Annotated in this window: 20 protein-coding genes, 1 pseudogene and 1 riboswitch; of the genes and pseudogenes, 4 read left to right on the forward strand and 17 right to left on the reverse strand. The window is 63.3% G+C overall.

What is annotated here, in order from left to right; translation table 11 throughout:
* Window positions 1-44 precede the first annotated feature (44 nt).
* The 4 genes from IG122_RS08235 to IG122_RS08250 form a co-directional block, all read right to left on the reverse strand.
* Window positions 45-2,225 carry a TonB-dependent receptor gene (locus IG122_RS08235; protein WP_193182312.1) on the reverse strand — a complete coding sequence of 727 codons (2,181 nt, stop codon included), beginning with the start codon at window positions 2,223-2,225 and terminating at the stop codon, window positions 45-47.
* A 119-nt stretch (window positions 2,226-2,344) separates the two neighbouring features.
* On the reverse strand, window positions 2,345-3,751 hold the full coding sequence (locus tag IG122_RS08240) for a glutamine synthetase family protein (protein ID WP_193182314.1): 1,407 nt from the start codon (window positions 3,749-3,751) through the stop codon (window positions 2,345-2,347).
* 2 nt (window positions 3,752-3,753) lie between these two features.
* Window positions 3,754-5,076: a Rieske 2Fe-2S domain-containing protein gene (locus tag IG122_RS08245; RefSeq protein ID WP_193182316.1), complete on the reverse strand. Its 1,323-nt coding sequence runs from the start codon at window positions 5,074-5,076 to the stop codon at window positions 3,754-3,756.
* Between the two features lie 40 nt (window positions 5,077-5,116).
* Window positions 5,117-5,449 carry a 2Fe-2S iron-sulfur cluster-binding protein gene (locus IG122_RS08250; RefSeq protein WP_319024841.1) on the reverse strand — a complete coding sequence of 111 codons (333 nt, stop codon included), beginning with the start codon at window positions 5,447-5,449 and terminating at the stop codon, window positions 5,117-5,119.
* A 139-nt stretch (window positions 5,450-5,588) separates the two neighbouring features.
* Here IG122_RS08250 and IG122_RS08255 point away from each other — a divergent pair, with 139 nt between their 5' ends.
* Entirely contained in the window at window positions 5,589-6,386 is a 798-nt protein-coding gene (locus IG122_RS08255; protein WP_193182318.1) for an IclR family transcriptional regulator, read from the forward strand.
* A gap of 240 nt (window positions 6,387-6,626) precedes the next feature.
* Here IG122_RS08255 and IG122_RS08260 read toward each other — a convergent pair whose 3' ends face one another.
* The 10 genes and pseudogenes from IG122_RS08260 to IG122_RS08305 form a co-directional block, all read right to left on the reverse strand.
* Complete coding sequence (locus IG122_RS08260) at window positions 6,627-7,220, reverse strand: dual specificity protein phosphatase family protein (RefSeq protein WP_226893392.1); 594 nt, start codon at window positions 7,218-7,220, stop codon at window positions 6,627-6,629.
* 94 nt (window positions 7,221-7,314) lie between these two features.
* Window positions 7,315-8,085, reverse strand: a complete 771-nt coding sequence (locus IG122_RS08265) for an SDR family NAD(P)-dependent oxidoreductase (protein WP_193182320.1) — start codon at window positions 8,083-8,085, stop codon at window positions 7,315-7,317.
* 7 nt (window positions 8,086-8,092) lie between these two features.
* Window positions 8,093-9,034 (reverse strand): homoserine O-succinyltransferase, encoded by a 942-nt coding sequence (locus IG122_RS08270; protein ID WP_193182322.1) that lies wholly within the window; start codon window positions 9,032-9,034, stop codon window positions 8,093-8,095.
* A gap of 48 nt (window positions 9,035-9,082) precedes the next feature.
* Window positions 9,083-9,188, reverse strand: a riboswitch (SAM-I-IV-variant riboswitch).
* Between the two features lie 63 nt (window positions 9,189-9,251).
* Window positions 9,252-9,860, reverse strand: coding sequence for a PAS domain-containing protein (locus IG122_RS08275; RefSeq protein ID WP_193182324.1), 609 nt, complete (start codon window positions 9,858-9,860; stop codon window positions 9,252-9,254).
* Window positions 9,861-9,906: 46 nt separating this feature from the next.
* Window positions 9,907-10,767, reverse strand: coding sequence for an intradiol ring-cleavage dioxygenase (locus tag IG122_RS08280; RefSeq protein ID WP_193182326.1), 861 nt, complete (start codon window positions 10,765-10,767; stop codon window positions 9,907-9,909).
* A 16-nt stretch (window positions 10,768-10,783) separates the two neighbouring features.
* Window positions 10,784-11,992 (reverse strand): flavin-dependent oxidoreductase, encoded by a 1,209-nt coding sequence (locus tag IG122_RS08285; RefSeq protein WP_193182328.1) that lies wholly within the window; start codon window positions 11,990-11,992, stop codon window positions 10,784-10,786.
* Window positions 11,993-12,112: 120 nt separating this feature from the next.
* The gene (locus IG122_RS08290) at window positions 12,113-13,027 is read right to left on the reverse strand and encodes a DMT family transporter (RefSeq protein WP_193182331.1); all 915 of its coding nucleotides are present in this window, start codon (window positions 13,025-13,027) and stop codon (window positions 12,113-12,115) included.
* A 206-nt stretch (window positions 13,028-13,233) separates the two neighbouring features.
* Entirely contained in the window at window positions 13,234-13,662 is a 429-nt protein-coding gene (locus IG122_RS08295) for a hypothetical protein (protein ID WP_193182333.1), read from the reverse strand.
* Between the two features lie 134 nt (window positions 13,663-13,796).
* The gene (locus IG122_RS08300) at window positions 13,797-14,408 is read right to left on the reverse strand and encodes a 2'-5' RNA ligase family protein (protein ID WP_193182335.1); all 612 of its coding nucleotides are present in this window, start codon (window positions 14,406-14,408) and stop codon (window positions 13,797-13,799) included.
* Window positions 14,409-14,529: 121 nt separating this feature from the next.
* A pseudogene (locus IG122_RS08305) lies at window positions 14,530-14,818 on the reverse strand (GMP synthase (glutamine-hydrolyzing)); the annotation flags it as partial.
* Window positions 14,819-14,897: 79 nt separating this feature from the next.
* Here IG122_RS08305 and IG122_RS08310 point away from each other — a divergent pair.
* The 3 genes from IG122_RS08310 (at window position 14,898) to IG122_RS08320 (ending at window position 17,855) form a co-directional block, all read left to right on the forward strand.
* On the forward strand, window positions 14,898-15,530 hold the full coding sequence (locus IG122_RS08310; protein WP_193182337.1) for a TetR family transcriptional regulator: 633 nt from the start codon (window positions 14,898-14,900) through the stop codon (window positions 15,528-15,530).
* 206 nt (window positions 15,531-15,736) lie between these two features.
* Window positions 15,737-16,390 carry an O-methyltransferase gene (locus tag IG122_RS08315; RefSeq protein WP_193182339.1) on the forward strand — a complete coding sequence of 218 codons (654 nt, stop codon included), beginning with the start codon at window positions 15,737-15,739 and terminating at the stop codon, window positions 16,388-16,390.
* Window positions 16,391-16,775: 385 nt separating this feature from the next.
* On the forward strand, window positions 16,776-17,855 hold the full coding sequence (locus IG122_RS08320) for an alpha/beta hydrolase (RefSeq protein WP_226893393.1): 1,080 nt from the start codon (window positions 16,776-16,778) through the stop codon (window positions 17,853-17,855).
* Window positions 17,856-17,868: 13 nt separating this feature from the next.
* On the opposite strand, the gene IG122_RS08325 is transcribed toward IG122_RS08320, so the two are convergent.
* The 3 genes from IG122_RS08325 to guaA all read right to left on the reverse strand — a co-directional run bounded on the left by IG122_RS08325 (window position 17,869) and on the right by guaA (window position 21,439).
* On the reverse strand, window positions 17,869-18,921 hold the full coding sequence (locus tag IG122_RS08325) for an acyltransferase family protein (protein WP_193182343.1): 1,053 nt from the start codon (window positions 18,919-18,921) through the stop codon (window positions 17,869-17,871).
* A gap of 376 nt (window positions 18,922-19,297) precedes the next feature.
* On the reverse strand, window positions 19,298-19,729 hold the full coding sequence (locus tag IG122_RS08330) for a GNAT family N-acetyltransferase (RefSeq protein ID WP_193182344.1): 432 nt from the start codon (window positions 19,727-19,729) through the stop codon (window positions 19,298-19,300).
* 159 nt (window positions 19,730-19,888) lie between these two features.
* Entirely contained in the window at window positions 19,889-21,439 is a 1,551-nt protein-coding gene (gene guaA, locus IG122_RS08335; RefSeq protein ID WP_193182345.1) for a glutamine-hydrolyzing GMP synthase, read from the reverse strand.
* Window positions 21,440-21,675 lie beyond the last annotated feature (236 nt).

Raw genomic sequence — 21,675 nt, forward strand, 5'->3', positions numbered from 1 at the left:
GCAACCCGGCCCCAGCCCGCTCCGTTCGTCAGTTCGAACAGCGATCAGAATTTCGCGGTCATGGTCAGCATGAAGGTCCGTGGGCGGCCCTGGATCAGGTAATTCGCCCCCGGATAGCCTCCGGTCGAGGCCCAGTAGGATTCGTCCGTCACATTGTCGACTCGACCACGGAAGGTCACCGGCACCTCGTAGAGATGGGCGACATACCGCACCCCGAGATCGAGCGTCGCCCAGCTGTCGAGCTCGACCGTATTCGCCTCGTTCACATATTGCTCGCCGGTGTAGGTCACCCGGCCGTCGAGGGTCAGACCCTCGACATAGGGAAGATCCCATTCGGCGAGGAAGGTGCCCTGGAACTCCGGCACGCCGATCGCCTTGTTGCCTTCGTTGGTGCCCCCCTCGGTCTTCTCCAGCTCGGCATCGATGAAGGTGACGCCGCCGAGCAGGCGGACGCCCTCCATTGGCTCGCCGAAGACGGTGAGTTCGATGCCCTGATTGCGCTGTTCGCCGTTGGCCTTGTAGGCCTGGTTCTCGACGATCGCGTTCTGCTGGGTGATGGAGAAGACACTCGCCGTCGCCCCGAAGGTCCCGAGGTCGTATTTCACGCCGATCTCGATCTGTTCGCTCTTGAACGGTTCCAGAGCCTCGCCGGCATTGCTGATCGCCGTCCCTCCGCTGGTCGCCGGCGCGATCTCGCCCGGCTGCAGCGCCTCGGCGTAATTGCCGTAGAGCGAGAGGTTCGGCATCGCCTTGTAGACGATCCCGAGCGCCGGAGTGATCGCCTCGTCCGAATATGAAGAAGCTTCGGCGCCCGTGTTGTAGTCGAATGTCTTGGTCTCGATCTGCTGGTAGCGCACGCCGAGCGTGGTCAGCAGCCGGTCATCGAAGAAGCTGAGCGTGTCGGCAAGCGCGACGCTCGAGTTCGTCGTCTCCTCGGTTTTCAACGGATTATCGAGATCCCCGCCGGTGAAGAAGGTCGCGTCCGGCGCCGCGACATCAACCGGGTTGTAGAGATTGCTGGAGAAGCCGGAGAAGCTGGAAAAGGCATAGGCATTCTTGCTCTCCAGATGGGTCGCCGAGACCGAGGCCACGACCCGGTGCCCGACCGGGCCCGTGCGGAACTCGCCGCGCATCCCCGCATCGCCGGAGACGACCGAGTCCTCGCGGGTATTGTCGAAACGGTAGGCGGTCAAGCTGCCGTCCGCCGCCGCGCTGGGATTGGCGAGCACGTTCGCCTCGTCGCCGTCCCGCACACCCCCGGCGAGCCAGACGGTCACATGGTCGGTCACGTCGAGCTCGCCGCGGACCGCGCCGAAGAGCTGCCGCTCGTCCGTGTAGGTCCAGTCCTGGCCATAATTGGTCGTGCTGTCCGGCGCGTCCGGCACGTCGCCAAGCGGCGTCACCTGCGGGCGCGGGGAATCGATGCGGTTGTCCTGGTAGCCGAGATCTACGGAGAAGCGGAAACGCTCACCCGCGAAATCAGTGCCGAGCGAGGTCGCGAGCAGGCTACGCTCCTCGTCGTCGATCGCGGTCTCTCCGTCGCGGCCGACCGCATTGAAGCGGAGGCCCCATTCCTTCGACGGGCCAAAGCGCTCGCCCAGATCGAGTGCGCCAAGGAACTGGCTGTCGCTCTCGACGCCACCGGTGATGCTGCGGATCCCCTCGTCCGGCGCCCGCTTCGGCACCAGATTCACGGTTCCGCCGACCGCACTGCCGCCGGGGGCCGCACCGTTGATGAAGGCATTGGCGCCGCGAAACACCTCGACCCGCTCCATCAAACCGGCGGAGACGAACTGGCGCGGCAGGATGCCGTAGAGGCCGTTCAGGGTGATGTCGTCCGAATAGACCGGGAAGCCGCGGATGACATAGACCTCCTGGAAGTTGCCGAAGCCCTTGGCGACGCGCACGGTCGGGTCGTTCTTCAGCACGTCGCCGATGCTGTCCGCCTGCTGGTTCTCGATCAGCTCCTGAGTATAGGCGCTGCCGCTGAAGGGAGATTCGAGGAAGTCGAGATTCCCGAGCAGGCCCGCCCGGCCGCCGGTCGCGACCTGTCCGCCGGCATAGGTCTCCGTCAGTTCGACCTGTGAGCCTTCGACCACGATCGGCTTCAGTGTCTCGGTCGCTGACTGGTTCGAACTGTCCTGCGCCCTCGCGGCACCATGCGCCAGAATCGCCGTCGCCGCCGCGAAGAGAAGCGTGACCTTCCCGCTCTTAACTTTCCACATGAACACTCACCCCCGGAAAAGAAACTTGAGGGCTTGTAAATGCGAATGATTTTCATTTCAAGTCGCAGAATGCGGCGTGACGATGCCGCGTAGATCGTTTCTGCGAAGAGGATGCCTGGTCAGAAGAGCGAGAAATACTCCCGCTCTTCCCACTCCGAGACCGCCTGCGCGTAGCGGTCCCACTCCGCCTGCTTGATGCGGGCATAGTAATCGACATAGGCATCGCCGAGCGCGGCGCGGAAGAAGGCGCTCCCGCGGAACAGGGCGAGCGCCTGGTCGAGACTGGTGGGAAGGCGCGCGGCATCGTTCTCATAGGGCCGTTCGACCGGCTCTGGCGCCTCAAGTCCGCGCTCGATGCCGTCGAGGCCGGCAAGGATCTGCGAGGCGATGTAGAGATAGGGATTGGCCGCCGGCTCGCCGATGCGGTTCTCGACCCGGCTGGCACCGTCGCCCGGCCGGGCGAGCGCGCGGATCATCGCGCCCTTGTTGTCCCGTCCCCACTGCACCCGGTCGGGCGCGAGGGTGAAGGGACGGTAGCGCTTGTAGCCGTTCACTGTCGGCGTCGAGAGCAGGCAACCCTCGGCGGCATGGTCGAGCAGGCCCGCGACCCAGCTCCGGCCGAGCTTCGAAAGCGCCTCGCCCTCTTCCGGCACCATCAGATTGTCGCCGCTCTCGAGATCGACCAGCGACTGGTGCAGATGCCAACCGCTCGCCATCGCGTCCTTGAATTTCGGCCGACACATGAAGGTCGCGTGCAGACCTTCACGGCGACAGACCTGCTTCACCATGGAGCGGAAGAGCACCATGTTGTCCGCATGCTCCATCGCGGAGGCCGGATGGAAGGTGACCTCGCACTGGCTCGGCCCGAACTCGGTTTCAAAGGAACGCACCGGCAGGCCGAGCGCAACCGCGTTGCGGCGAACGAGATCGAAGACCTCCTCCAGCCGGTCGTAGCGGTCCTCGGTGAGGTACTGGTAACCGTGGGAGAGAAGCTCCGTCTGCGGCGGCGTCTCCGGCTGGCCCGTATCCTCGTGACCAAGTTTCGGATCGGTCACACGCAGGACGTGGAACTCGACCTCAAGCCCGGTGACGAGATCGTAGCCCTGCGCGTTCAGCTTCTCCACAGCGCGGCGGAGAATGCCGCGGGAGCAGACTTCAAGCGGCGTGCCGTCGGTGTCCGCGAGATCCGCCTGCATCCACCCCGAATGCGGCGACCAGGGCAGGGTTTTGAATGTCGTGGGATCCGGCAGCATCAGCACGTCGCCCGCCCCGGTGAGGCGGCCGGCACCGAAACCCGCATCCTCCTGCCAGACAGGGAAGACCGTGCGGTGAGAGGTATCCTTCAGCAGCAGGGTCGAGGTCATGGCGATGCCGGAGCGGAAGGCGCTCTCCAGCGCGTCCGCCATGATGGTCTTGCCGCGCAGGATACCGTGCTGATCGGCGAAGGAGATCCGGACGACTTCCAGCCCCTCTTCCGCGACCTGCTTCAGAACGGCGTCGATCACGGCCTGTCTTTCACCGGACATGTTCACGAGAGCGCCGCGTCCCAGCTGCAGGCGGCGCGGCGGCCGGCATCGCGGTCCGTCCAGACCGTCTCCCAAGCTTCTGTCGGTCCGATGGCGTCGATCGAGATCGGTCCCTTCACCTGCTCGGCGGCGGCCTCGTCCAGCACGAGCGGCAGCGCACCCTCGCCCTCCTTGACACTCTTGATCGCGGACCGGAGCAGACGCCGATAGCGCACGATGGCGGCATCCGAGGACGCCAGATGCTCGCGCCGCCGGTCCTGGACCGCTCCCATGGATTCGACCGCCCACTGGTCATGCACGTTGATGTCGAGCCCCATGCCGGTGTAGGTCAGCGTCTTCTGCTCTTCCGGATCGTAGCCGTACTGGTTCGTCTTGTTGCGGATCGGCGCGAAATCCGGCAGCCGGTGCTCCTTGATCCGCTGCTCCCACATCTTCTTCTTGTCGACCGGCGTGCCGAAGCTGGTGAAGACCGAGTACCAGTAGCAATGGGTGTCGTCGATCGGCACATGCCACTGGGTGATGGTCATCTCGTTCGACAGCGGGATGGTGATGGCGCAGGGGAAGACCTGGTTGGTCACCCGGACATGGCGCTGTCCGTTGCCGAGATCGCGCAGCGCGATGATGCGGAGACCGTACTCGGTCTCCTCCACCTTCAGTTCCGGATTTGCGAATTCGCGCAGCACCTTGGTCATCGGCATGTCGCTCTGCGCCGCCTTGTCGCGGAACTGCTTGCCGTAGCCGTCCGCCGGGTCCTCGTCCTGGAGGAAGCGGTGCAAGAAGGAGGCGTGCGCCGGATCGATACCGATCTCCAGCGCCTGCAGCCAGTTGCATTCCCAGAGCCCCTTGAACGCAAAAACGTGGCTGTCCGGCGCACGGAAACAGTCGAGCGCCGGAAAAGCCGGCGGCTCGCCCGGCCCCATATAGGTCCAGATGACGCCGGCCTTCTCCACCACGGGATAGCTGGAGATCTTGATCCGCTCATGCATGCGCGATCCGTCGGGCTCGGCCGGCTGTTCCGTGCATTGTCCGGTTTGGTCGAAATGCCAGCCGTGGAAGGGGCAGCGGATGCCGCCATCCTCAAGCCGGCCGTAGCAGAGATCGACGCCGCGGTGCGGGCAGAAACGGCTCATCAGGCCGAGCGTGTCGTCCTCGCGCCGGAACAGCACCAGATCCTCGCCCATCAGGCGGACCGGCACCACCGGGCGCGGGCCCTCCTCAAGCTCCACGGCGAGCGCAGCCGGCATCCAGTACCGGCGCAGCACTTGGCCCGCCGGTTGATCGGCGCCGACCAGTGTAATCTCGTCGTTCTTTTCCTGGCTCATCATGGCGGAAGTCTCCTTCGTCGAAGACGCGGATGAAAGGCGGCTAGTACTGGGTCTCCGGAATGGTGACGGTAAGGCCGTCCATCTCCGGGGTCAGCTTGATCTGGCAGGAGAGCCGGCTGGTCTCGCGCCGTTCGGCGGCCGCGTCCTCCAGCATTGCGAGCTCATCCTCCTGCGCCGGCGGCGCGAGCTTCATGCCTGCGTCATCGAGATAGACGTGGCAGGTGGCGCAGACGCAGCTTCCGCCGCATTCGGCCTCGATGCCCTCGACATCGTTGAAGACGGCGGCCTGCATGACGGACTCGCCGGTCTCGGCCTCGACGGTTTCCCGCGCGCCGTCCGGCTTCACGAAGGTTACGGAGATTTTCTCTCCCACGGCAGATCTCTCCTTGCAGGCCCTGACAGGACGCCGGACCCGCTGTTCCGTTTGACCGATTATCGAACATTCGGTCTATTATTGATCAAAGACAAAATAGACCGCAGCCGCAGGGCTCGGTCAAGCCCATGGGAGCACCATGACCGTCCAAGTGCCAGAGAAAGCCGCTCCGCTCTCCACGGAGATCGCCGACAAGGACATTTCGCTGACCTTCGCGAAAGGTATGGAAGTGCTGGAGGCCTTCGAAAGCGCGGCCGCTCCCCTGACCATTCCCGATCTCGCCCGCCGGACCGGCATCAACCGCTCGGTGACGCGCCGACTGGTCCTGACCCTCGTGCGCCTCGGCTATCTGACGGAAGCGAACCGCTCCTATGCACCGAGCCCCCGCGTGCTCCGGCTCGCCAGCGGATATCTGAGGGAGCGCCAGTTCGGCCGGACGGTGCAGCCCGTCATGGCGTCCTATTCGAAACAGCTCGGCGACGCGATCTCGCTCGCGGTCCGGGACGGAGCCGACGCGATCTATGTCGCCTACTCGCCTGGCGACCCGGCGCTGATTACCTCCGGCTTCGGCATCGGCTCGCGTCTCCCGCTGACCGCAACCGCAATCGGCCGCGCCCTCCTGGCCTTCGCCGAAGAGGAGGTCATCGACGAACTGCTTGCCGCTCCGCTGCCCGCCTACACGGCCACGACCAAGACCGACCCAGCCGCACTCCGGTCCGACCTCGGCGAAACGCGCGCACGCGGCTACGCGCTCGTCACGGGTGAGTATGAACCGGGCGTCACGTCCATCGCGGTTCCGATCCTTGACGGCCGTGGCAAAGCCAAGGCCGCACTCGGCATCGTCGGTCCGGCGGCACGGTTCGAGGAAATCGCGGTCTGCACGCAAAAAGCGGTAATGCTGCGGGACTGCGCGGAAACGCTGGCAAGCTTCGTCTGACGGTCTCTCATCCTGAAGCGGCGAACCGGGGCTTGCGCCCCGGCCCGCCTATCCCGAGCCGGTCCCATTCGGCCGCGAGAATTCACAAAGATCTTTCCGGTGAAGATCGGCTGACGGTCGTTTGCCCGTACGGGCGGATGTCATTTTCAGGAAGTTGTGAAGGACTGCGGGGCAAACCATACACTGGTATTCAGCGGCCCAGCAAGAAATTCGCGCCATTCGCGAATTGCGAGAATCCGCTTAGGAATTGTGATATCCGAGCCAGGGTTCTAGGGCTTCGAAACTTCGGTCCATCGCCCAAGCTCCCGCCCCGGGCAGCGAGATATGGCCGTAGCGAAGGGAGATCTGCGACTCGGCACTCTCTTCGTCTCGATGCGCGATCGCCGCGAGATAGAGCGCGGCCACCAGCCCACTCCGGTCCGCGCCAGCCTTGCAGTGGATCAGGATCGGTTTTTCCGCCGCGGCGAGGAGCTTCACAAGGTCCGCTGCCTCGTCCTGCGACAGATCCTCCGATGCGGACATCGGGAAATCGATATGTGCAATTCCCAGCTTCCTCGCTTCGGCGATCTCGGTCTCGTACCAAGCCGAATTTCCGCCCGTCCCACGCAGATTGACGATCGTCTGGATACCGTACGCGCTCTGATATGACGCTATGTCGCCGGCCGCCGGTTGCGCTGAACGGTATATCTCGCCGACGATCACCGGATGGAAATTGCCGGATAGCTGGAGTCCGCCGATATAGATCGCTGTCACCAGCAGGGCAGCAACGCCAGCGCAGATGCATTCCCGCACCGCGCGCCGATATTTCATGAAGAACGCCCTGACCATCTGCATGTCGCTTTCCGACACCGATCTATGCCGTCAATGCTCCATATGCCGTTCAGCGACGCCGCCGGACGAGTCGCGAAATGTCGCAGGCCCCGACCAGTCACTCGCTTCGAAAGCTCGGCAGGCCGATCCCGGTCGCGTCGAAGCCGCCGTCGACCGCGAGATACTGGCCGTTGATGTAGCTCGCCCGGTCGCTGCAGAGGAAGAAGATCGCCTCCGCCAACTCCTCTTCCAGCCCGTAGCGATTCAGCGGGATCGCGTCGTGATAGTCGGCGCGGATGTCGGGCGTGTGAACCTTCTTCGCCATGGCGGTGTCCACCGGTCCCGGTGCGACGGCATTGACCCGGATCCCGAGATTCCCGAGTTCGGCGGCCTGCTGCTTGGTCAGGTGCAGCACCGCGGCCTTGCTGGTGCCGTAGGCGACACGGAGCAGGCTTGCCCGGAGGCCCGAGATCGAGGCGATATTGACCACCGCGCCGCCGCCGGTTTTCAGCATCACCGGCGCCGCCGCGTTGGTGCAGAGAAACGGGCCGTTAAGATTGGTCGCCATGATCTCCGACCATTCCTCGAAGCTGGTTTCCAGCACCGGCTTGAAAGTCGCCACGCCGGCATTGTTGACCAGCGCGTCGAGGCGCCCGAAGGCCGCCTCCGTCTCCTCGACCGCACGCCGCACCTGCTCCGGATCCGAGACATCGGCGAAGACCGGCATGGCGCCGTTTCGCTGCCCGAGATCCTCCACCGCCCGCTTCAGCGTGTCCGTGTCCCGATCGAGCAGGGCCACGCGCCAGCCCTCGTCGAGGAACTTCCTCGCCGCGGCGAGGCCGATCCCCCGGGCCGCGCCGGTGATCAGGGCTACTTTCGACTCTGTCATCGCGCCCTCACCCGGCCTGCCGGCGATCGCGCACCGTTCCGATCTCCGAGAGATCGAACGGCGTCGTCTGGTAGATCTCGTTGATCCAGTTGGCGAACAGCAGATGGGCGTGGCTGCGCCAGCGGTTCAGCGGCGGATGGGTCGGATCGTCGTCGGTGAAATAACTGTGCGGAAGTTCCGGATTCATGCCGCGCCCGAGGTCGCGCTGATACTCCTCACCGAGAGAATCCGAGTCGTACTCGATGTGGTTGAACATGTAGAGCGCGCTTTTTGCGCGGTCTTCCATCAGGCACGGTCCCATCTCCGGCGAGTCCATCAGGACTTGAACCCCGGCGGACGACGGAACGTCGGCCACGCGCGTTTCCGTCCAGCGCGAGACCGGGATCGAGAAATCGTCGGAAAAACCGCGCAGATAGCCCGAGGCCGGCGCCAGATTGCGGTGCCGGTAGACGCCGAAGGCCTTCTTCGGCAGCTCGTGCTTTGGCACGCCGTGGAAATGGTGCAGCGCGGCCTGTGCCGCCCAGCAGATCATCAGGCTGGAATGCACATGGGTCTGCGTCCAGTCGAAGATCTCGCAGAGTTCCGACCAGTAGGAAACCTCCTCGAACGGCAGCCGCTCGACCGGTGCTCCGGTGACGACGAGGCCGTCGAACTTCCGCTCGCGCAGATCGCTCCACGGCTCGTAGAACGAGATCATATGCTCCTGCGGCACATTCTTCGGCACGTGGTCGGTCATCTTGATCAGCGTCAGCTCGACCTGCAGCGGGCTGGCGCCGAGCAGGCGCGCGATCTGGGTCTCAGTGCGGATCTTGTTGGGCATCAGATTGAGGAGCCCGATCTGGAGCGGCCTGATATCCTGACGCACCGCGTCCGCCTCGCGCATGACCATGACACCCTCGGCCTCGAGTGCGGCGAAGGCGGGAAGGTCATTCGGTATCCTGATCGGCATGTTCAAACCCTCTGCAGTTACAGGCATCAAGCAGAGCGGGCATTTCGGCGGGACCCGTTTGGTTGCCGTCTGGCCACATCCTCCGCGACAGGAGCGCCACCTTGCTCGGGGAGCAGGTTGGCGTTGAGCGTCCGCTCAACTCTTGATGTCCGGGATTGTCTACTTGATCCGGAGCCGGTTGGCAATTCCCTCCGCGCTGGGTGGAGCCTCGAGACTGTCAGGGTGTCGAGCGCGGCAGAGAAACCGGCGGAATCGGCTCCGGCAGGAGCGAGAGATCGGGCACGCCGGCGCCGATATCGATGAACCGGTTGTCATCCCCGACCGGGTTCTTCTCGGGATTGAGCTGCGGAAATTGCATGGACACGTTTCGCAGCGGCTGACGGATTGTGAAGAGCTGGACCGGTGCGCCAGGAGCGTTCGGAAATACCGGAAGGCAGAGATATTCCGACACGGCGTCCTCGCCGACGCTGTATCTGAACTTGGCGCGGAAGGTGATCCCGCAGGGCTGCGCCGCCATGGCCTCGTTGACCCTGGACCGGGCGGGCCAGTCCTCGGATCGGGAAAGCTCCTTCAGTGTGGTTCCGGTCAGCTCGCGGCCCCGGGCTTCGTTGATCTGCGTGCCGACCAGACGGAACACCTGCTCCTCGCGCGAGCGGATCTCGAGCACGCTCAGCAGCGAGAGCCAGCGGGCGATCTCCTCGAGACGGATGTCGGCCCGCTTCGGCGCAACCGCCGCTCCACGCCAGCGGTTCCAGGCTTCGGCAAAGTCGCGGCAACAGGGCGTTTCCAATATCGACAGCAGCAGATCGGACATCGGGTCATCCATAGGGATACTCCGCCGGCGCGCGGCAGGAGCGGGAACGCCGAATTTATTAGTCTGCAATGGTTAACGATTGGCTAGCCGGGGTCAGAATGAAATCGTAGCGCGACCGCCAGAGCGTATCCCCATCTATCCGCTCGAACGGCGCGACTAGGCTCTCCTTGACGCCGAAGACCGCGTCGGAGGTCAGATAGGGATCGCCTTCCACGAAAGTATGCGTGACGAGCTTCTCGAAGCCCGGCGCGGTGATCAGGAAATGCATGTGTGCCGGTCGCCAGGCATGACGGCCGAGCGCCTTCAGCATGTCGCCGACCGGCCCGTCTTCCGGGATCGGATAGGAGACCGGCTTGATGCCGGTGAAATTGTAGGCACCGTCGGGCCCGGTCACGAAGATCCCCCGGTTGTTCCATTTCGGCTGCTCGTCCGGCTGCTGCACCGAATAGAACCCGTCGGCATTGTCGGACCAGACGTCGATCCGCGCGCCTTCGACGGGCTTTCCGTCCAGATCGATCACCCGGCCCTCGAAACGGCAGCTCTCGCCCTTGCCGTCGAGCGAGATCGTCTCGCCCATCTCCCGGACCGGTGCCCCGGCGACATGGAAGGGTCCGAAGACGGTATTCTCCGTCGCGCTCTCCGGGCGGCGATTGTTGATCGCATCGACCAGCATGGAAAAGCCGAGCACGTCGGAGAGCAGGATGAACTCCTGACGCTCGCCGGAGCATTTCTGCCCGGTCGCGGTCAGGAAGGCGATCGCCTGTTCCCATTCCTCCTGGGTGAGACCGGTCTCCTTGGCGAAGGCGTGCAGGTGCTTCACCAGCGACGTCATGAGTTCCGCCACGCGCGGGTTCGCGGTCCCGGCCGTCCGGCCGTTGACCACCGCGGCGGAAGAATCCTCGGTGAAATATCCGCTCATGTCCGTCTCCTTCGGTTCACCCGGTCTGCTTGCGGAAACCCGCCGTATTGCGATAGCTGGCAGCGACCTCCTCGAGTTCCTCCGCCGAGATGAGATCCTCGATCCTGTCCTCGGGCCCCGTCACGCGGGCGGCCGCGATGTCGAGGACCCGCTCGGGACCGGACCGGCGGTTGGCCAGAACAATCTCCGCCGTCGCCGGGCGCCGCGCAGCCTCGTAGGCGAGCAGACCTTCCGGTCCCGGCATGTCGGCCAGCGTATCGGCGAGACACCGGCCGTCAATGATCGCCTGCGAGGCGCCGTTGGCGCCGATCGGATACATCGGGTGCGCCGCATCGCCGAGCAGGGTCACGCGGCCGACGGTCCAGAAATCGATCGGGTCGCGATCGACCATCGGAAACTCGGTGATCGTCCCGGTCTCTTCCATCAGGCGCACGATGTCCATGTCCGGCATCTTGAAGCCCCTGAAGGACTCAATGAATTCACGCGTTCCCTCACGGGTCCAGTCCGCGTCCTCGATATCGCGCGGCCGGTCGCGCCGCAGCTCTGCGACCCAGTTGGTGAGCGCCCGTCCCTTCCGCCGCACCCGCTCGCTGATCGGATAGGTGACGAACTTCACATCGTGATCGCCCGCGATGACCATGGTCCTTCCGTCGCCGATCACCCCGGAGGAGACGGCGCCGCGCCACATCATCGTGCCTTCGTAATGCAGAGGTCCCTCGCCCGGATGGATTTGCGCGCGGACCGCCGAATGCAAACCGTCTGCGCCGATCAGAAGGTCATGCCTGCCGGAAGAGCCGTCGGCGAAGAAGATCCGCACCCCCTCCTCGTCCTGCTCGAACCGAAGGACCGCCTTTCCCGGCAGGACGGCATCGGCTCCAAGCCGCTCGCGCACCGTTTCCAGAAGCAGGAACTGCAGCTCTCCGCGATGCACGGAATATTGCGGCGCCGCGAAACCCGCCTCGACATTCCGCGGATCTGACTGGATCAGGTGACCATAGCGCGTCCGGTATTCGACGCAGCGTGTCCGGATCGCCATCTCGTCGAGCGCCTCGGCAAGCCCAAGTCCGTGCAGGATGGTCGAAGCCGACGGCATCAGGTTGATGCCGACACCCAGCGGCCGGAGTTCGTCCACCGCCTCCAAGACCCGGACACGCATGCCCCGCTCGGCGAGGCAGAGGGCCGCCGTCAGTCCCCCGATTCCGGCCCCGGCAATCGCAACATACATCGGCTTCCCCTTCCCGGCTCGACTGCCGCGGTTTCCTGGCGTCCGCGAAAGTCCGCCCGAGAAGGTCGGGCCCATTCCCGCCGCAATCAAGCCCTTCCTGTGAAATCCGCAAATCCGCTCCTAGGACGGCCGGCGGAGCGAGATGAGCAGTCCGAGCGTCGCTACGGCCAGTCCGGCCCATTGCAACGCGGTCGGAAACTCGCCGACGACGGGAATAGCGATCAGGATCGCCATCGACGGCGCCAGCGCCGGAAAGACGGCGGCCCGGCCGGGCCCGAGATGGTGGACGGCGCGGGCGAATGCGAAGAGCGCGACGACGGCGGAAAGGATGCCCTGCACGACGACCTGTTCGAGGAGCACGGCGGGAGAGGCGGAGAGGAGCGCGCCGGGACCGCGAAGCGCGAGGTAGGCCGGCCCGAGCATGAGGCCGGAGAGCACCGAGACGATGGCGGTCGAGGTCCAGGCCCCGATCCTCCAGCGCCGGACAAGGATCGTGTAAGCGGCAAACATCGTTCCCGCGGCGGCGAAGAGAAGGTCGCCGCGCCAGGCGCCGGCCTCGCCGCCGAGCAGTCCCGGACCGGCGATGGTCGCGAGGCCGGCGACGAGAATGAGCACCCCGGCGAGCCGCGCCGGATTCATCCGCTCCCCGAAGAGCAGGGTCGCGGCGCAGACGCTCGCCAGCGTCATTGCCCCCGGCTGGATAACCGCGGCATGGGCGGCCGGCGCGAAATAGAATCCGCTCGCCCCGACGATGATGAAGAGCGGTCCGGCGAGAGCTGCCAGGACCAGCGGCTTGAACCAGCCGAGCGCGGCAAGCTCCTTCCGGACCGAACGCCGCAGAAACAGCGGGAGCATGACCAGCCCGGCGGACACGTAACGCAGAAAGGCGATATCGACCGCCTCCAGACCGACAACCACACCCCGTCGAGAGTAGGCAAGAAAGCCGCCCCAGATCACGGCCGCGAGCAACCCGAAGACGATGCCGACACGCGGCGATTCCGCTCCCGCGGCGGGAGAGATGACGGTGGTTGGCATGAGCTATCCGGACGCGACTTGAAGTGTCAGGCAGATAATTGCAGGACGACGAACCCGGAGGAAGCCGGAGGTCGACGGCCCGATCTACGGATATAGCCGGAGCCGGTATCCAGGCGACAATCCGAATGCGCCATGCTCATGCACAAGTGATTGCAGGGTCCAGGTGCGGATCTTGTCGGGCATCCGATCGAGCTACCCGATATGGATCAGCCGGCCGCCGGTTTCTCGGACTCCGCGTCGCTCATCAGCCACGCGAGGGCCTCGTCCTCGGTCGCGACTATCTTGAACTCGCGGCCGGGAATTTTTTGCTCCTCCATCAGCACCGCGTAGATGCTGAGGGCGAGCTGATCCGGACCGGGTCTCGCGACGAAAGCCGCCTTGTAGCCAGCTTGCCTGGCCTCGGGCGCCTGCGTGACGGCGGCGACGATCTTCTGAGAATCGGCAAACTGCAATTCGGAGAGATCGGCATCCAGATAGTTCCACAGCACGCGGTTCCAGCGCGTGATATCCGGCCGGTTCCGGACTTCCTGCAGAATAATCTCCGCCGTGAGGGTCCCGCTCAGCGTCGTCTTGACCAGGTTCGCATCCGCGAAATATTCGCGCCTGGCTTCGCCAAGTTTGGGCATGCTGACCATGGAACTACACTATCTGATTTCTACCCACCCCTATATACCATGGTGTTCTTGTCACATCCCAATACCTTCCCATGGTCACGACGACTGGCGAACAGGCCGCCTTCGCCGAAATAGTCGCGCCTCCGCGCCCGCGCTCATCCGCCGCGCAAGGTCCAGCGTGCGAGCTCGACCTGCCGACTTCGGCCGATCAGGCTGCGCACGAGCACGAACTCTTCGACCTCCCAACCGATCGGCGCCTCGAGACGCGTTTCCGGAACCCTATTCCGGTCCCAGAATAGCGTGACATGGGGCTGAAATTGCGTAATGCCCGGGCAAAGCCCGGCCTTCGCCAGCTCCTTCCGTAACAGGCTTCGAAGCGCTGTGACGGCAGACGCATCGTCGTCGCAGCGCAGCACCACCGGACGCTTGTCGCGGCCGCCGAACGTACAGAGCCGGTCGAACCTCAGGGTGAAAGGGTTGATCCTGATACGGGCTGCCGCACCGCAGGCCGCCTCCACGTCACACCGCCTGAAACCGCTCCGGGACACCGCCGGCACGAGGGACAGATGCAGCCGGTCCGGCCCGTAGAGCCGCGCCGAACTCCCGCAGCGCGCCCGGCACAGCTTGCCGACCTCCGTCATTTCCCGCGCAGCCCGGGCATCCGGCCGCAGAGCGAAGAAAGAGATCGCCGCCGGCGCCGGCGACCCGAATGCGAGCGACAATTGCTCTCCCACCGTCACGCTCCCCATGCAATGCATTTTGTTCATGTTATGTTCTCATATCGAGTTGTGACATTCCAGTGCAATCCGCCTCCGGACGCGTGCATCGACGATAGTTTGCGGAAACCGGCGGACCTGTTGCGGAAAAGAGAGAGGCGCCCTGAGGGCCTCACTCCCACTCGATGGCTCCCGGGGGCTTCGAGGTGATATCGTAGGTCACCCTGTTGATGCCCCTGCACTCATTGATGATCCGGGTGGAAACCCGGCTCAGGAGCTCGTGATCGAAGTGGAAATAGTCCGCCGTCATGCCCTCAGCCGAGCTCGCGGACCTCGTCCTTGAAGAGTTCGCACAGCGGCTCGACCAGCTTCTGGTTCATCCGTTCCGGCAGGCCGCCGACATTGTGGTGGCTCTTGATCGTGACGTTCGGGCCGCCGGAGACGCTCTCGATCACGTCCGGACGAGCTTTGCGGCCACGTCCCGCGCGGGTACAATGCAATGAATACGTCACATCCATCCTTTAACGTGATTCTTCCGAAATGGCCGAGCGCCGCCCCCCCACGATCTCCTCCCGAAAGCAACCGAAACAGGCCCGCTCCGCCGAGCTGGTCGCGGCCATTCTCGAAGCCGCCCTCCAGGTCCTGGCGAAGGAAGGCGCGCACCGCTTCACGACCGCCCGGGTTGCGGAAAAGGCCGGGGTTAGCGTCGGGTCGCTCTACCAGTATTTCCCGAACAATGCCGCGATCCTCTTCCGCCTGCAGAGCGACGAATGGCGAGAGACCACCGGCATGCTGCGGGAGATTCTGGAGGATCTCTGCATGCCGCCGCTCGAGCGCTTGCGCATGCTGGTTCACGTCTTCCTCCGCTCCGAATGCGAGGAGGCCGAGGTGCGCGTCGCGCTGAACGACGCCGCTCCGCTCTACCGGGACGCGCCGGAAGCCCGAGAGGCAAGAGAGACGATCGACGACACCTTCCGCGCCTTCATGCGCGAAACCCTGCCGGAAGCGACCCGCGACCTCGCCGGCGAGCTGGTCATGAATGCCTTCAGTACCCTCGGGAAGGAATTCTCCGAAAGCCCCCGCGCGGAGGCGGAGATCGAAACCTATGGCAACGCCATGGCCGACATGCTCTGCGCCTATCTCGAAAGCCTTGGGGCGAAGCGGACAGGCTGACGTTGGGCGCCAAAAACCTGAACAGCCGCCCCCGGCACCTCCCAGATTTAGCCGCCAGCCCCCGCCGCAGGCCTCCCAATAAACTGATTTCACGACATTTTTGATCACTCCGCTCCCAGCTTGCCCGAATGCGAATAGAAAATGCGAATGTTCATTCGCATTTCTAAACCGGCTTCCAGACACACCTGAACCGGAACGGAAATCCCATGCCCCTGTTGACCCAATCGCCGCTCGCCCCCCTGCTCGACCGCTTGTTCGCCGAAGCCGAAATGGCCTCGCCGTCGGTCCGCGCGATCTTCTCGGAGACCAATGGCGAGGAAACCGACCGCATGATGCGGAGCAAGACCGCTTATCTCGATCTCTACGGCAAGCTGAAGGACATCGCGCTCCCGGTCTCGCGCGAAACCGGAACGCTGCTCCACATGCTTGCCCGCAGCAGCCGCGCACAGTCGGTCGTCGAATTCGGAACCTCGACGCTCTATCTCGCTGCGGCCCTCCGGGAGAATGGCGGCGGCCTGCTGATCACCAGCGAGTTCGAACCCTCCAAGCTCGCCCGCGCCCGCGCCAACCTGACCGAGGCCGGGCTCGCCGACCTCGTCGAGTTCCGCGAGGGCGATGCTCTCGAGACCCTGGCGAGCGACCTGCCCGATACTATCGATCTTCTGCTGCTCGACGGTGCCAAATCGCTCTATCCCGAGGTGCTCGACCTCGTCGAACCCCATCTCCGGCACGGCGCCTTTGTCGTCGCCGACAATGCCGACTATTGCCCCGACTATCTTGACCATGTGCGCAATCCCGCCAACGGTTACCTCTCCCAGCCGTTCAACGTGGATGTCGAGCTTTCGCTCTATGTCCCCTGATCGCCACGGGCGCCGCACAGTCCTGCATCACTGATCTATCGGAGAATTTATCCTATGCTTCAATCCTCCGGGCGAGATCCCGCGCAGCTTCGCCTGCTGCTGGCCGGTGTCCTCGTCTTCTCCTATCTCCGGCCTCCGCGGCGCTCACGTCCGGCAAAGCGCATGAACGGGAAGACGCGAGACGGGTGGAGGGACGAGGCCGCCTCGTGGATGTCAGGACTGGTGCGCGCCCTCCTGTTTCTCTGCCTCGCCGCCGGCCTCATGGTCAGCGGTACCTGGGCGAAGGCTGCCGACGATCCGCGTCTCCTTCCATCGAAAACCGCGCCCGCCACGACGGCTCGCGGAGGAGATTTCCGGACGTATCTGCGCGATACGAGACGCCGCGTTGCAACCGCCCTGGCGGTGTCGCCCAGCCTCGACCGGGACAAGGCTCTCGAGGCGGCGCTGCCGTTCGAACTCCCGCCGGGCCGGACATTGCAAGCCTCAGGCGGGAGCACGGCCGTCGCGCGGCATTCTGTTGATCCACGGGCTTTCGGACACGCCCTTCTCGATGCGCGATCTCGCGGTCGCGCTGTCCGAAGAGTGCTTTCTGGTGCGCGCCATATTGCTCCCCGGACACGGCACACGCCCCGGAGATCTGCTTGCGGTGACCAGGGAAGACTGGCTGGAATCCGCGCGCTTCGGCATCTCGACGCTGGCAGGAGACGTCTCCGAAATCTATGTCGCGGGCGTGTCTCTGGGCGGCCTCATCGCAGCGGAGATCGGCCTGACCGATCCCCGGATCAGAGGCATCATCGCGCTCTCGCCGGCGTTCAGCATTGAACGCGCCGCTTGGGTCGGCCAGTCCGTGTGGCTGAGACATCTGGTCACCTGGGCGGACACGGAAGCGTCGGAGGATTACGCCCGCTACGAGGCCATGCCGTTCAATGCGCTGGCCGAGACCTTCCTGCTATCGCACGACCTGCAGGCGATGCTCCGGACGCGCGGCTACGTTGAGACCCCGCTTTTCCTTGCGCAGAGCGCCGACGACGGAACCATCGACATCTTCGAGAACTTGCGGATCTTTCGGCACCATTTCCGTTCGCCGTTGAGCCGTCTGCTGATCTATGAGCGGGCTCCGGACAGCCCGACAATGCCGGACGAGCCCCGGGTCCTCCGTCTCGACAGCCTCCATCCCGAGCAGCGGATCTACGGCTATTCGCATCTCGCCCTGCATGTCTCGCCGCGAAATCCGCATTACGGACGAAACGGCGACTACAGGGATTGCGGCGCGACCGCCGACCGACCGCCCGACGCGGTCGAGCGCTGCCTCTCCGCTCCGCAACCGCTCCGCGGCGAGACCTTCGCCCGGGCTGAGATACCCGGAATCGACATGCAGGCCATGGCCCGCCTCACGTTCAATCCGAACTTCGCCCGACTCGTGGAACGGATCCTCGCCTTCGCGAACGCCGTGTCGGCTTCCTGAGTCTGCCGGGAAATCAGCCGCGGCTTGCCGCCGCGCTCTCGCTTTCGTCCGCGGCGGACCGATAATGCGATGAGCGGAGCAGCCAGCCCCGTTCGACAAAGCGCCAGGAGAGGAACGCCAGACCGAAAGTGGCGAGAATGGCGACCGCAAGGCCGAGATGGGCATCGACACGAAAGAGCCCGAGACGGGTGACAAGCTGAAGGGTGGGGAAATGGAACAGATAGACGCCGTAAGAGAGGTCGCCTATCCGGCCAACGCCAAAACTCAGAGCTCCGATCCGGGACAGGCCGATGACGAAGGCCGGATACATGGCCATGTTCAGCAGCTCCGCCGCCGGTCCGGAGACGTCAAATGCGAGATAGACGACGGAGATCCCGAGGAGGCCGAGCATGACCTTGCGGCCCGGCTCCGCCACGGCAAGGAAGCTGCCGATGGCGAAAAAGGGAAGCTGCCCCGGGAACTGACGCGCGATCACCGCCCCCAACGGGTGGTCGAAACCGAAGCTGAAATAGGCGTACCACGCAACGCCGAACAACAGCGCCAGAGCCAGTCCGGCAGCGTGTCCTAAACGTCCGTAGAGCAGGAACAGCACCGGCAGGACGCAATAGAGCATGAGTTCGACCTTGATGGTCCAGAGCGCCCCGTTCATCGCCGCGACGGGATTCTCGGCAAAGACGCCCGGCAAAGTCGGCTGAAAGAAGTTCAGGAAAGCGAGATTCGCGCCGAGATAGCGGTAGGTCACGGGGTCCGTCAGGAAGGCCGTCGTCCCGAGATCGGTCGCGAACAGTCCGACGAGGAAGCAATAGAGAATGACGAGCGCATAGGCCGGGACGATCCGGCGCACCCGCTTCTCGAAATACTCACGTCCGGTCCGGCTTGAGAGAAAGCTCTTTGAGACGAGATAACCGCTGATCGCGAAGAAGCCCTTTACCGCGAAATCGGCATCGAACCAGTTCGCCATCCACGCCAGCGCGCCGGCGCCGGAGAGCTCGTGCGCATGTGCGAAGAGGACGATGCAGGCCAGCGCGAGCCGGATCTCGTCGAAACAGTTCCGCTCGGCGTGCATCCGGTCCCTACGAAACTGAGATGAAAAGGAAAACGATCAGGAAGATCACTCCCCTTCAACCACAGTAAGTGAACAAGCAGTTCATTTTTATTATTTTTTAATCTCCCAACGACTTCCGGGTTCTTAGCGACGATTAAAAATCGCACCAGAACCAGAACGTCATTTTCTTATCAACCGCTTAGCAATTCAGCAATGCGAAACCGTCCAACCAGAACATACACGTTTCACATGGCCCGCATCGCCAACTCTTTCAAACAAGCATTTTTCATACAAAATCGCGCAATGCACTGATCTAACTATTATTTCATACTTAAAATTTCTATAAACTAAAACTTATCATTTTTATATTATATGCCCATAACTATTTTACTTTTCATTATTTCATAAATCTTTGCATTGTCACACCGCTTATTTCGTAATTACATTTTTTATAAAACTCCACATTATGCTCTTGGCATTGAAGAGCAACTTTGTGGCAACCGCTGGCTTTTGCTACATCGAACAATGCATCCAGAATAGCCTTACCTATTCCTTTTTTTCGATAATTTGGGTGGGAAACGATATCTTCAATATGTCCCATTTTTCCGCCTCTAATTTTTATTTCAAATACAACGGAGCCGTACCCCACAATATTTTCATCAATAATTGCCACTATTGAATGAACATTGGTTTGCCGGCACAAATTTTCCCATATATGGGGGTAATCATTTATTGGCGGCCTGAACTCTGACATCGACTGCAAGAGTTCAATAACATCAGCCATATCGGCTTGTTCAAGCTTTCTTATCGAAATGCTCTCGTCGCCCATTATTCAATCCATTTATACATTCTGCGTAACAGTTGCCATGCCGTCTACTGCCTCTAGTATTGTAGACGAAAAGCAAGTTACGGCAACCAAAACGGGGCCGACTTCCAACCACTTCCAAACTTGTAAATTTATATATATCAAATAGTTAAGAGATGAGACCTATTCCCACTCGATGGTTCCCGGGGGCTTCGAGGTGATGTCGTAGGTCACCCGGTTGATGCCCTTGCACTCATTGATGATCCGGGTCGAGACCCGGCTCAGGAATTCGTGGTCGAAGTGGAAATAGTCCGCCGTCATGCCGTCGGTCGAGGTGACGGCGCGGAGCGCGCAGGCATAGTCGTAGGTCCGGTAATCGCCCATCACCCCGACCGTGCGCACCGGCAGCAGGACCGCGAAGGCCTGCCAGATCGCGTCGTAGAGGCCGGCATTGCGGATCTCTTCCAGATAGATCGCGTCCGCCTTGCGCAGGATGTCGAGCTTCTCGCGGGTGATGTCGCTGCCCGGAATGCGGATGGCGAGGCCCGGCCCCGGGAACGGGTGGCGGCCGACCAGGCTTTCCGGCAGGCCGAGCTCGCGGCCGAGCTCGCGGACCTCGTCCTTGAAGAGTTCGCGCAGCGGCTCGACCAGCTTCAGGTTCATGCGCTCGGGCAGGCCGCCGACATTGTGGTGGCTCTTGATCGTGACGCTCGGGCCGCCGGTGAAGGAGACACTCTCGATCACGTCCGGATAGAGCGTGCCCTGGGCGAGGAACTCGGCGCCCTCGATCTTATTCGCCTCTTCCTGGAAGACGTCGATGAAGAGCCGGCCGATGGTCTTACGCTTCACCTCGGGGTCGGTCTGGCCGGCGAGTTCGCCAAGGAAGAGATCGCTCGCATCCTTGTGGATCAGCGGAATGTTGTAATGATCGCCGAAGAGCCGCACGACCTCCTCCGCCTCGCCCTGGCGCAAGAGGCCATGATCGACGAAGACGCAGGTCAGCTGTTCGCCGATCGCCTCATGGATCAGCACCGCCGCGACCGAGCTGTCGACACCGCCGGAGAGGCCGCAGATCACCTTGCCGTCGCCGACCTGGTCGCGGATCTGCCGGATCGCCTGCTCCTTGAACGCCTCCATGGTCCAGTCGCCGGCGCAGCCCGCGACCTTGTGCACAAAGTTGGAAAGCAGCGCGGCGCCGTGCGGCGTGTGCACCACTTCGGGGTGGAACATGGTCGCGTAGTAGCGGCGCTCGTCGTCGGCGATGACGGCGAAGGGTGCGCCCTCGCTGGAGGCGACGACCCGGAAGCCTTCCGGTAGCTCGATCACCCGGTCGCCGTGGCTCATCCAGACCTGCTCGCTGGCGCCCAGCTCCCAGACCCCGTCAAAGAGAATGCAATTGTCGGTGACGTTCACGAAGGCGCGGCCGAACTCGCGATGGTCGGAGGTCTCGACCCGTCCGCCGAGCTGGTGGCAGAGAGTCTGCTGCCCATAGCAGATGCCAAGGATCGGCAGTCCGGTCTCGAACACCATTTCAGGCGCCCGCGGCGTCGCCTCGCCGATCACCGAAGCGGGACCGCCGGAGAGGATGAAGGCCTTCGCCCCGAACTCCCTGATCTTCTCGACCGGCGTGTTGAAAGGCATGATTTCGCAATAGACACCGGCTTCACGCACGCGGCGCGCGATCAGCTGGGTCACCTGACTGCCGAAATCGAGAATGAGAATACGATCGGTCATCGGGCACCATTTGGCTCGGCGGGAGAGAAGCGCAGGAAACTACCCGAAGCGCTGCACTGCGGCAAGGCCGGTGACCGAGCGCCTGACAGAGGCATCGCTCACCCGGGCGATCGCGCCCCGGACGGGCCGGGACAAAGGATCGAATCGCGGACATAATCGCAGAAACAACGCCCCAAAAAGTAGTTGTCTAAATCCACCGTTTTCCCGCAAGTAGAGAAAGTCATTCGGTCAATTGA

Source organism: Nisaea sediminum (assembly GCF_014904705.1).
Lineage (GTDB): Bacteria > Pseudomonadota > Alphaproteobacteria > Thalassobaculales > Thalassobaculaceae > Nisaea > Nisaea sediminum.

Excerpts from the sequence above, each read along its gene's own strand:
- IG122_RS08265 (WP_193182320.1), bottom strand. The coding sequence starts at position 8,085 with ATGACAGAGTCGAAAGTAGCCCTGATCACCGGCGCGGCCCGGGGGATC.
- IG122_RS08300 (WP_193182335.1), bottom strand. The coding sequence starts at position 14,408 with ATGAACAAAATGCATTGCATGGGGAGCGTGACGGTGGGAGAGCAATTG.
- IG122_RS08325 (WP_193182343.1), bottom strand. The coding sequence starts at position 18,921 with ATGCACGCCGAGCGGAACTGTTTCGACGAGATCCGGCTCGCGCTGGCC.
- IG122_RS08290 (WP_193182331.1), bottom strand. The coding sequence starts at position 13,027 with ATGCCAACCACCGTCATCTCTCCCGCCGCGGGAGCGGAATCGCCGCGT.
- IG122_RS08275 (WP_193182324.1), bottom strand. The coding sequence starts at position 9,860 with ATGGATGACCCGATGTCCGATCTGCTGCTGTCGATATTGGAAACGCCC.
- IG122_RS08310 (WP_193182337.1), top strand. The coding sequence starts at position 14,898 with ATGGCCGAGCGCCGCCCCCCCACGATCTCCTCCCGAAAGCAACCGAAA.
- guaA (WP_193182345.1), bottom strand. The coding sequence starts at position 21,439 with ATGACCGATCGTATTCTCATTCTCGATTTCGGCAGTCAGGTGACCCAG.
- IG122_RS08295 (WP_193182333.1), bottom strand. The coding sequence starts at position 13,662 with ATGGTCAGCATGCCCAAACTTGGCGAAGCCAGGCGCGAATATTTCGCG.
- IG122_RS08285 (WP_193182328.1), bottom strand. The coding sequence starts at position 11,992 with ATGTATGTTGCGATTGCCGGGGCCGGAATCGGGGGACTGACGGCGGCC.
- IG122_RS08330 (WP_193182344.1), bottom strand. The coding sequence starts at position 19,729 with ATGGGCGACGAGAGCATTTCGATAAGAAAGCTTGAACAAGCCGATATG.
- IG122_RS08235 (WP_193182312.1), bottom strand. The coding sequence starts at position 2,225 with ATGTGGAAAGTTAAGAGCGGGAAGGTCACGCTTCTCTTCGCGGCGGCG.
- IG122_RS08245 (WP_193182316.1), bottom strand. The coding sequence starts at position 5,076 with ATGATGAGCCAGGAAAAGAACGACGAGATTACACTGGTCGGCGCCGAT.
- IG122_RS08240 (WP_193182314.1), bottom strand. The coding sequence starts at position 3,751 with ATGTCCGGTGAAAGACAGGCCGTGATCGACGCCGTTCTGAAGCAGGTC.
- IG122_RS08255 (WP_193182318.1), top strand. The coding sequence starts at position 5,589 with ATGACCGTCCAAGTGCCAGAGAAAGCCGCTCCGCTCTCCACGGAGATC.
- IG122_RS08315 (WP_193182339.1), top strand. The coding sequence starts at position 15,737 with ATGCCCCTGTTGACCCAATCGCCGCTCGCCCCCCTGCTCGACCGCTTG.
- IG122_RS08260 (WP_226893392.1), bottom strand. The coding sequence starts at position 7,220 with ATGCAGATGGTCAGGGCGTTCTTCATGAAATATCGGCGCGCGGTGCGG.
- IG122_RS08280 (WP_193182326.1), bottom strand. The coding sequence starts at position 10,767 with ATGAGCGGATATTTCACCGAGGATTCTTCCGCCGCGGTGGTCAACGGC.
- IG122_RS08270 (WP_193182322.1), bottom strand. The coding sequence starts at position 9,034 with ATGCCGATCAGGATACCGAATGACCTTCCCGCCTTCGCCGCACTCGAG.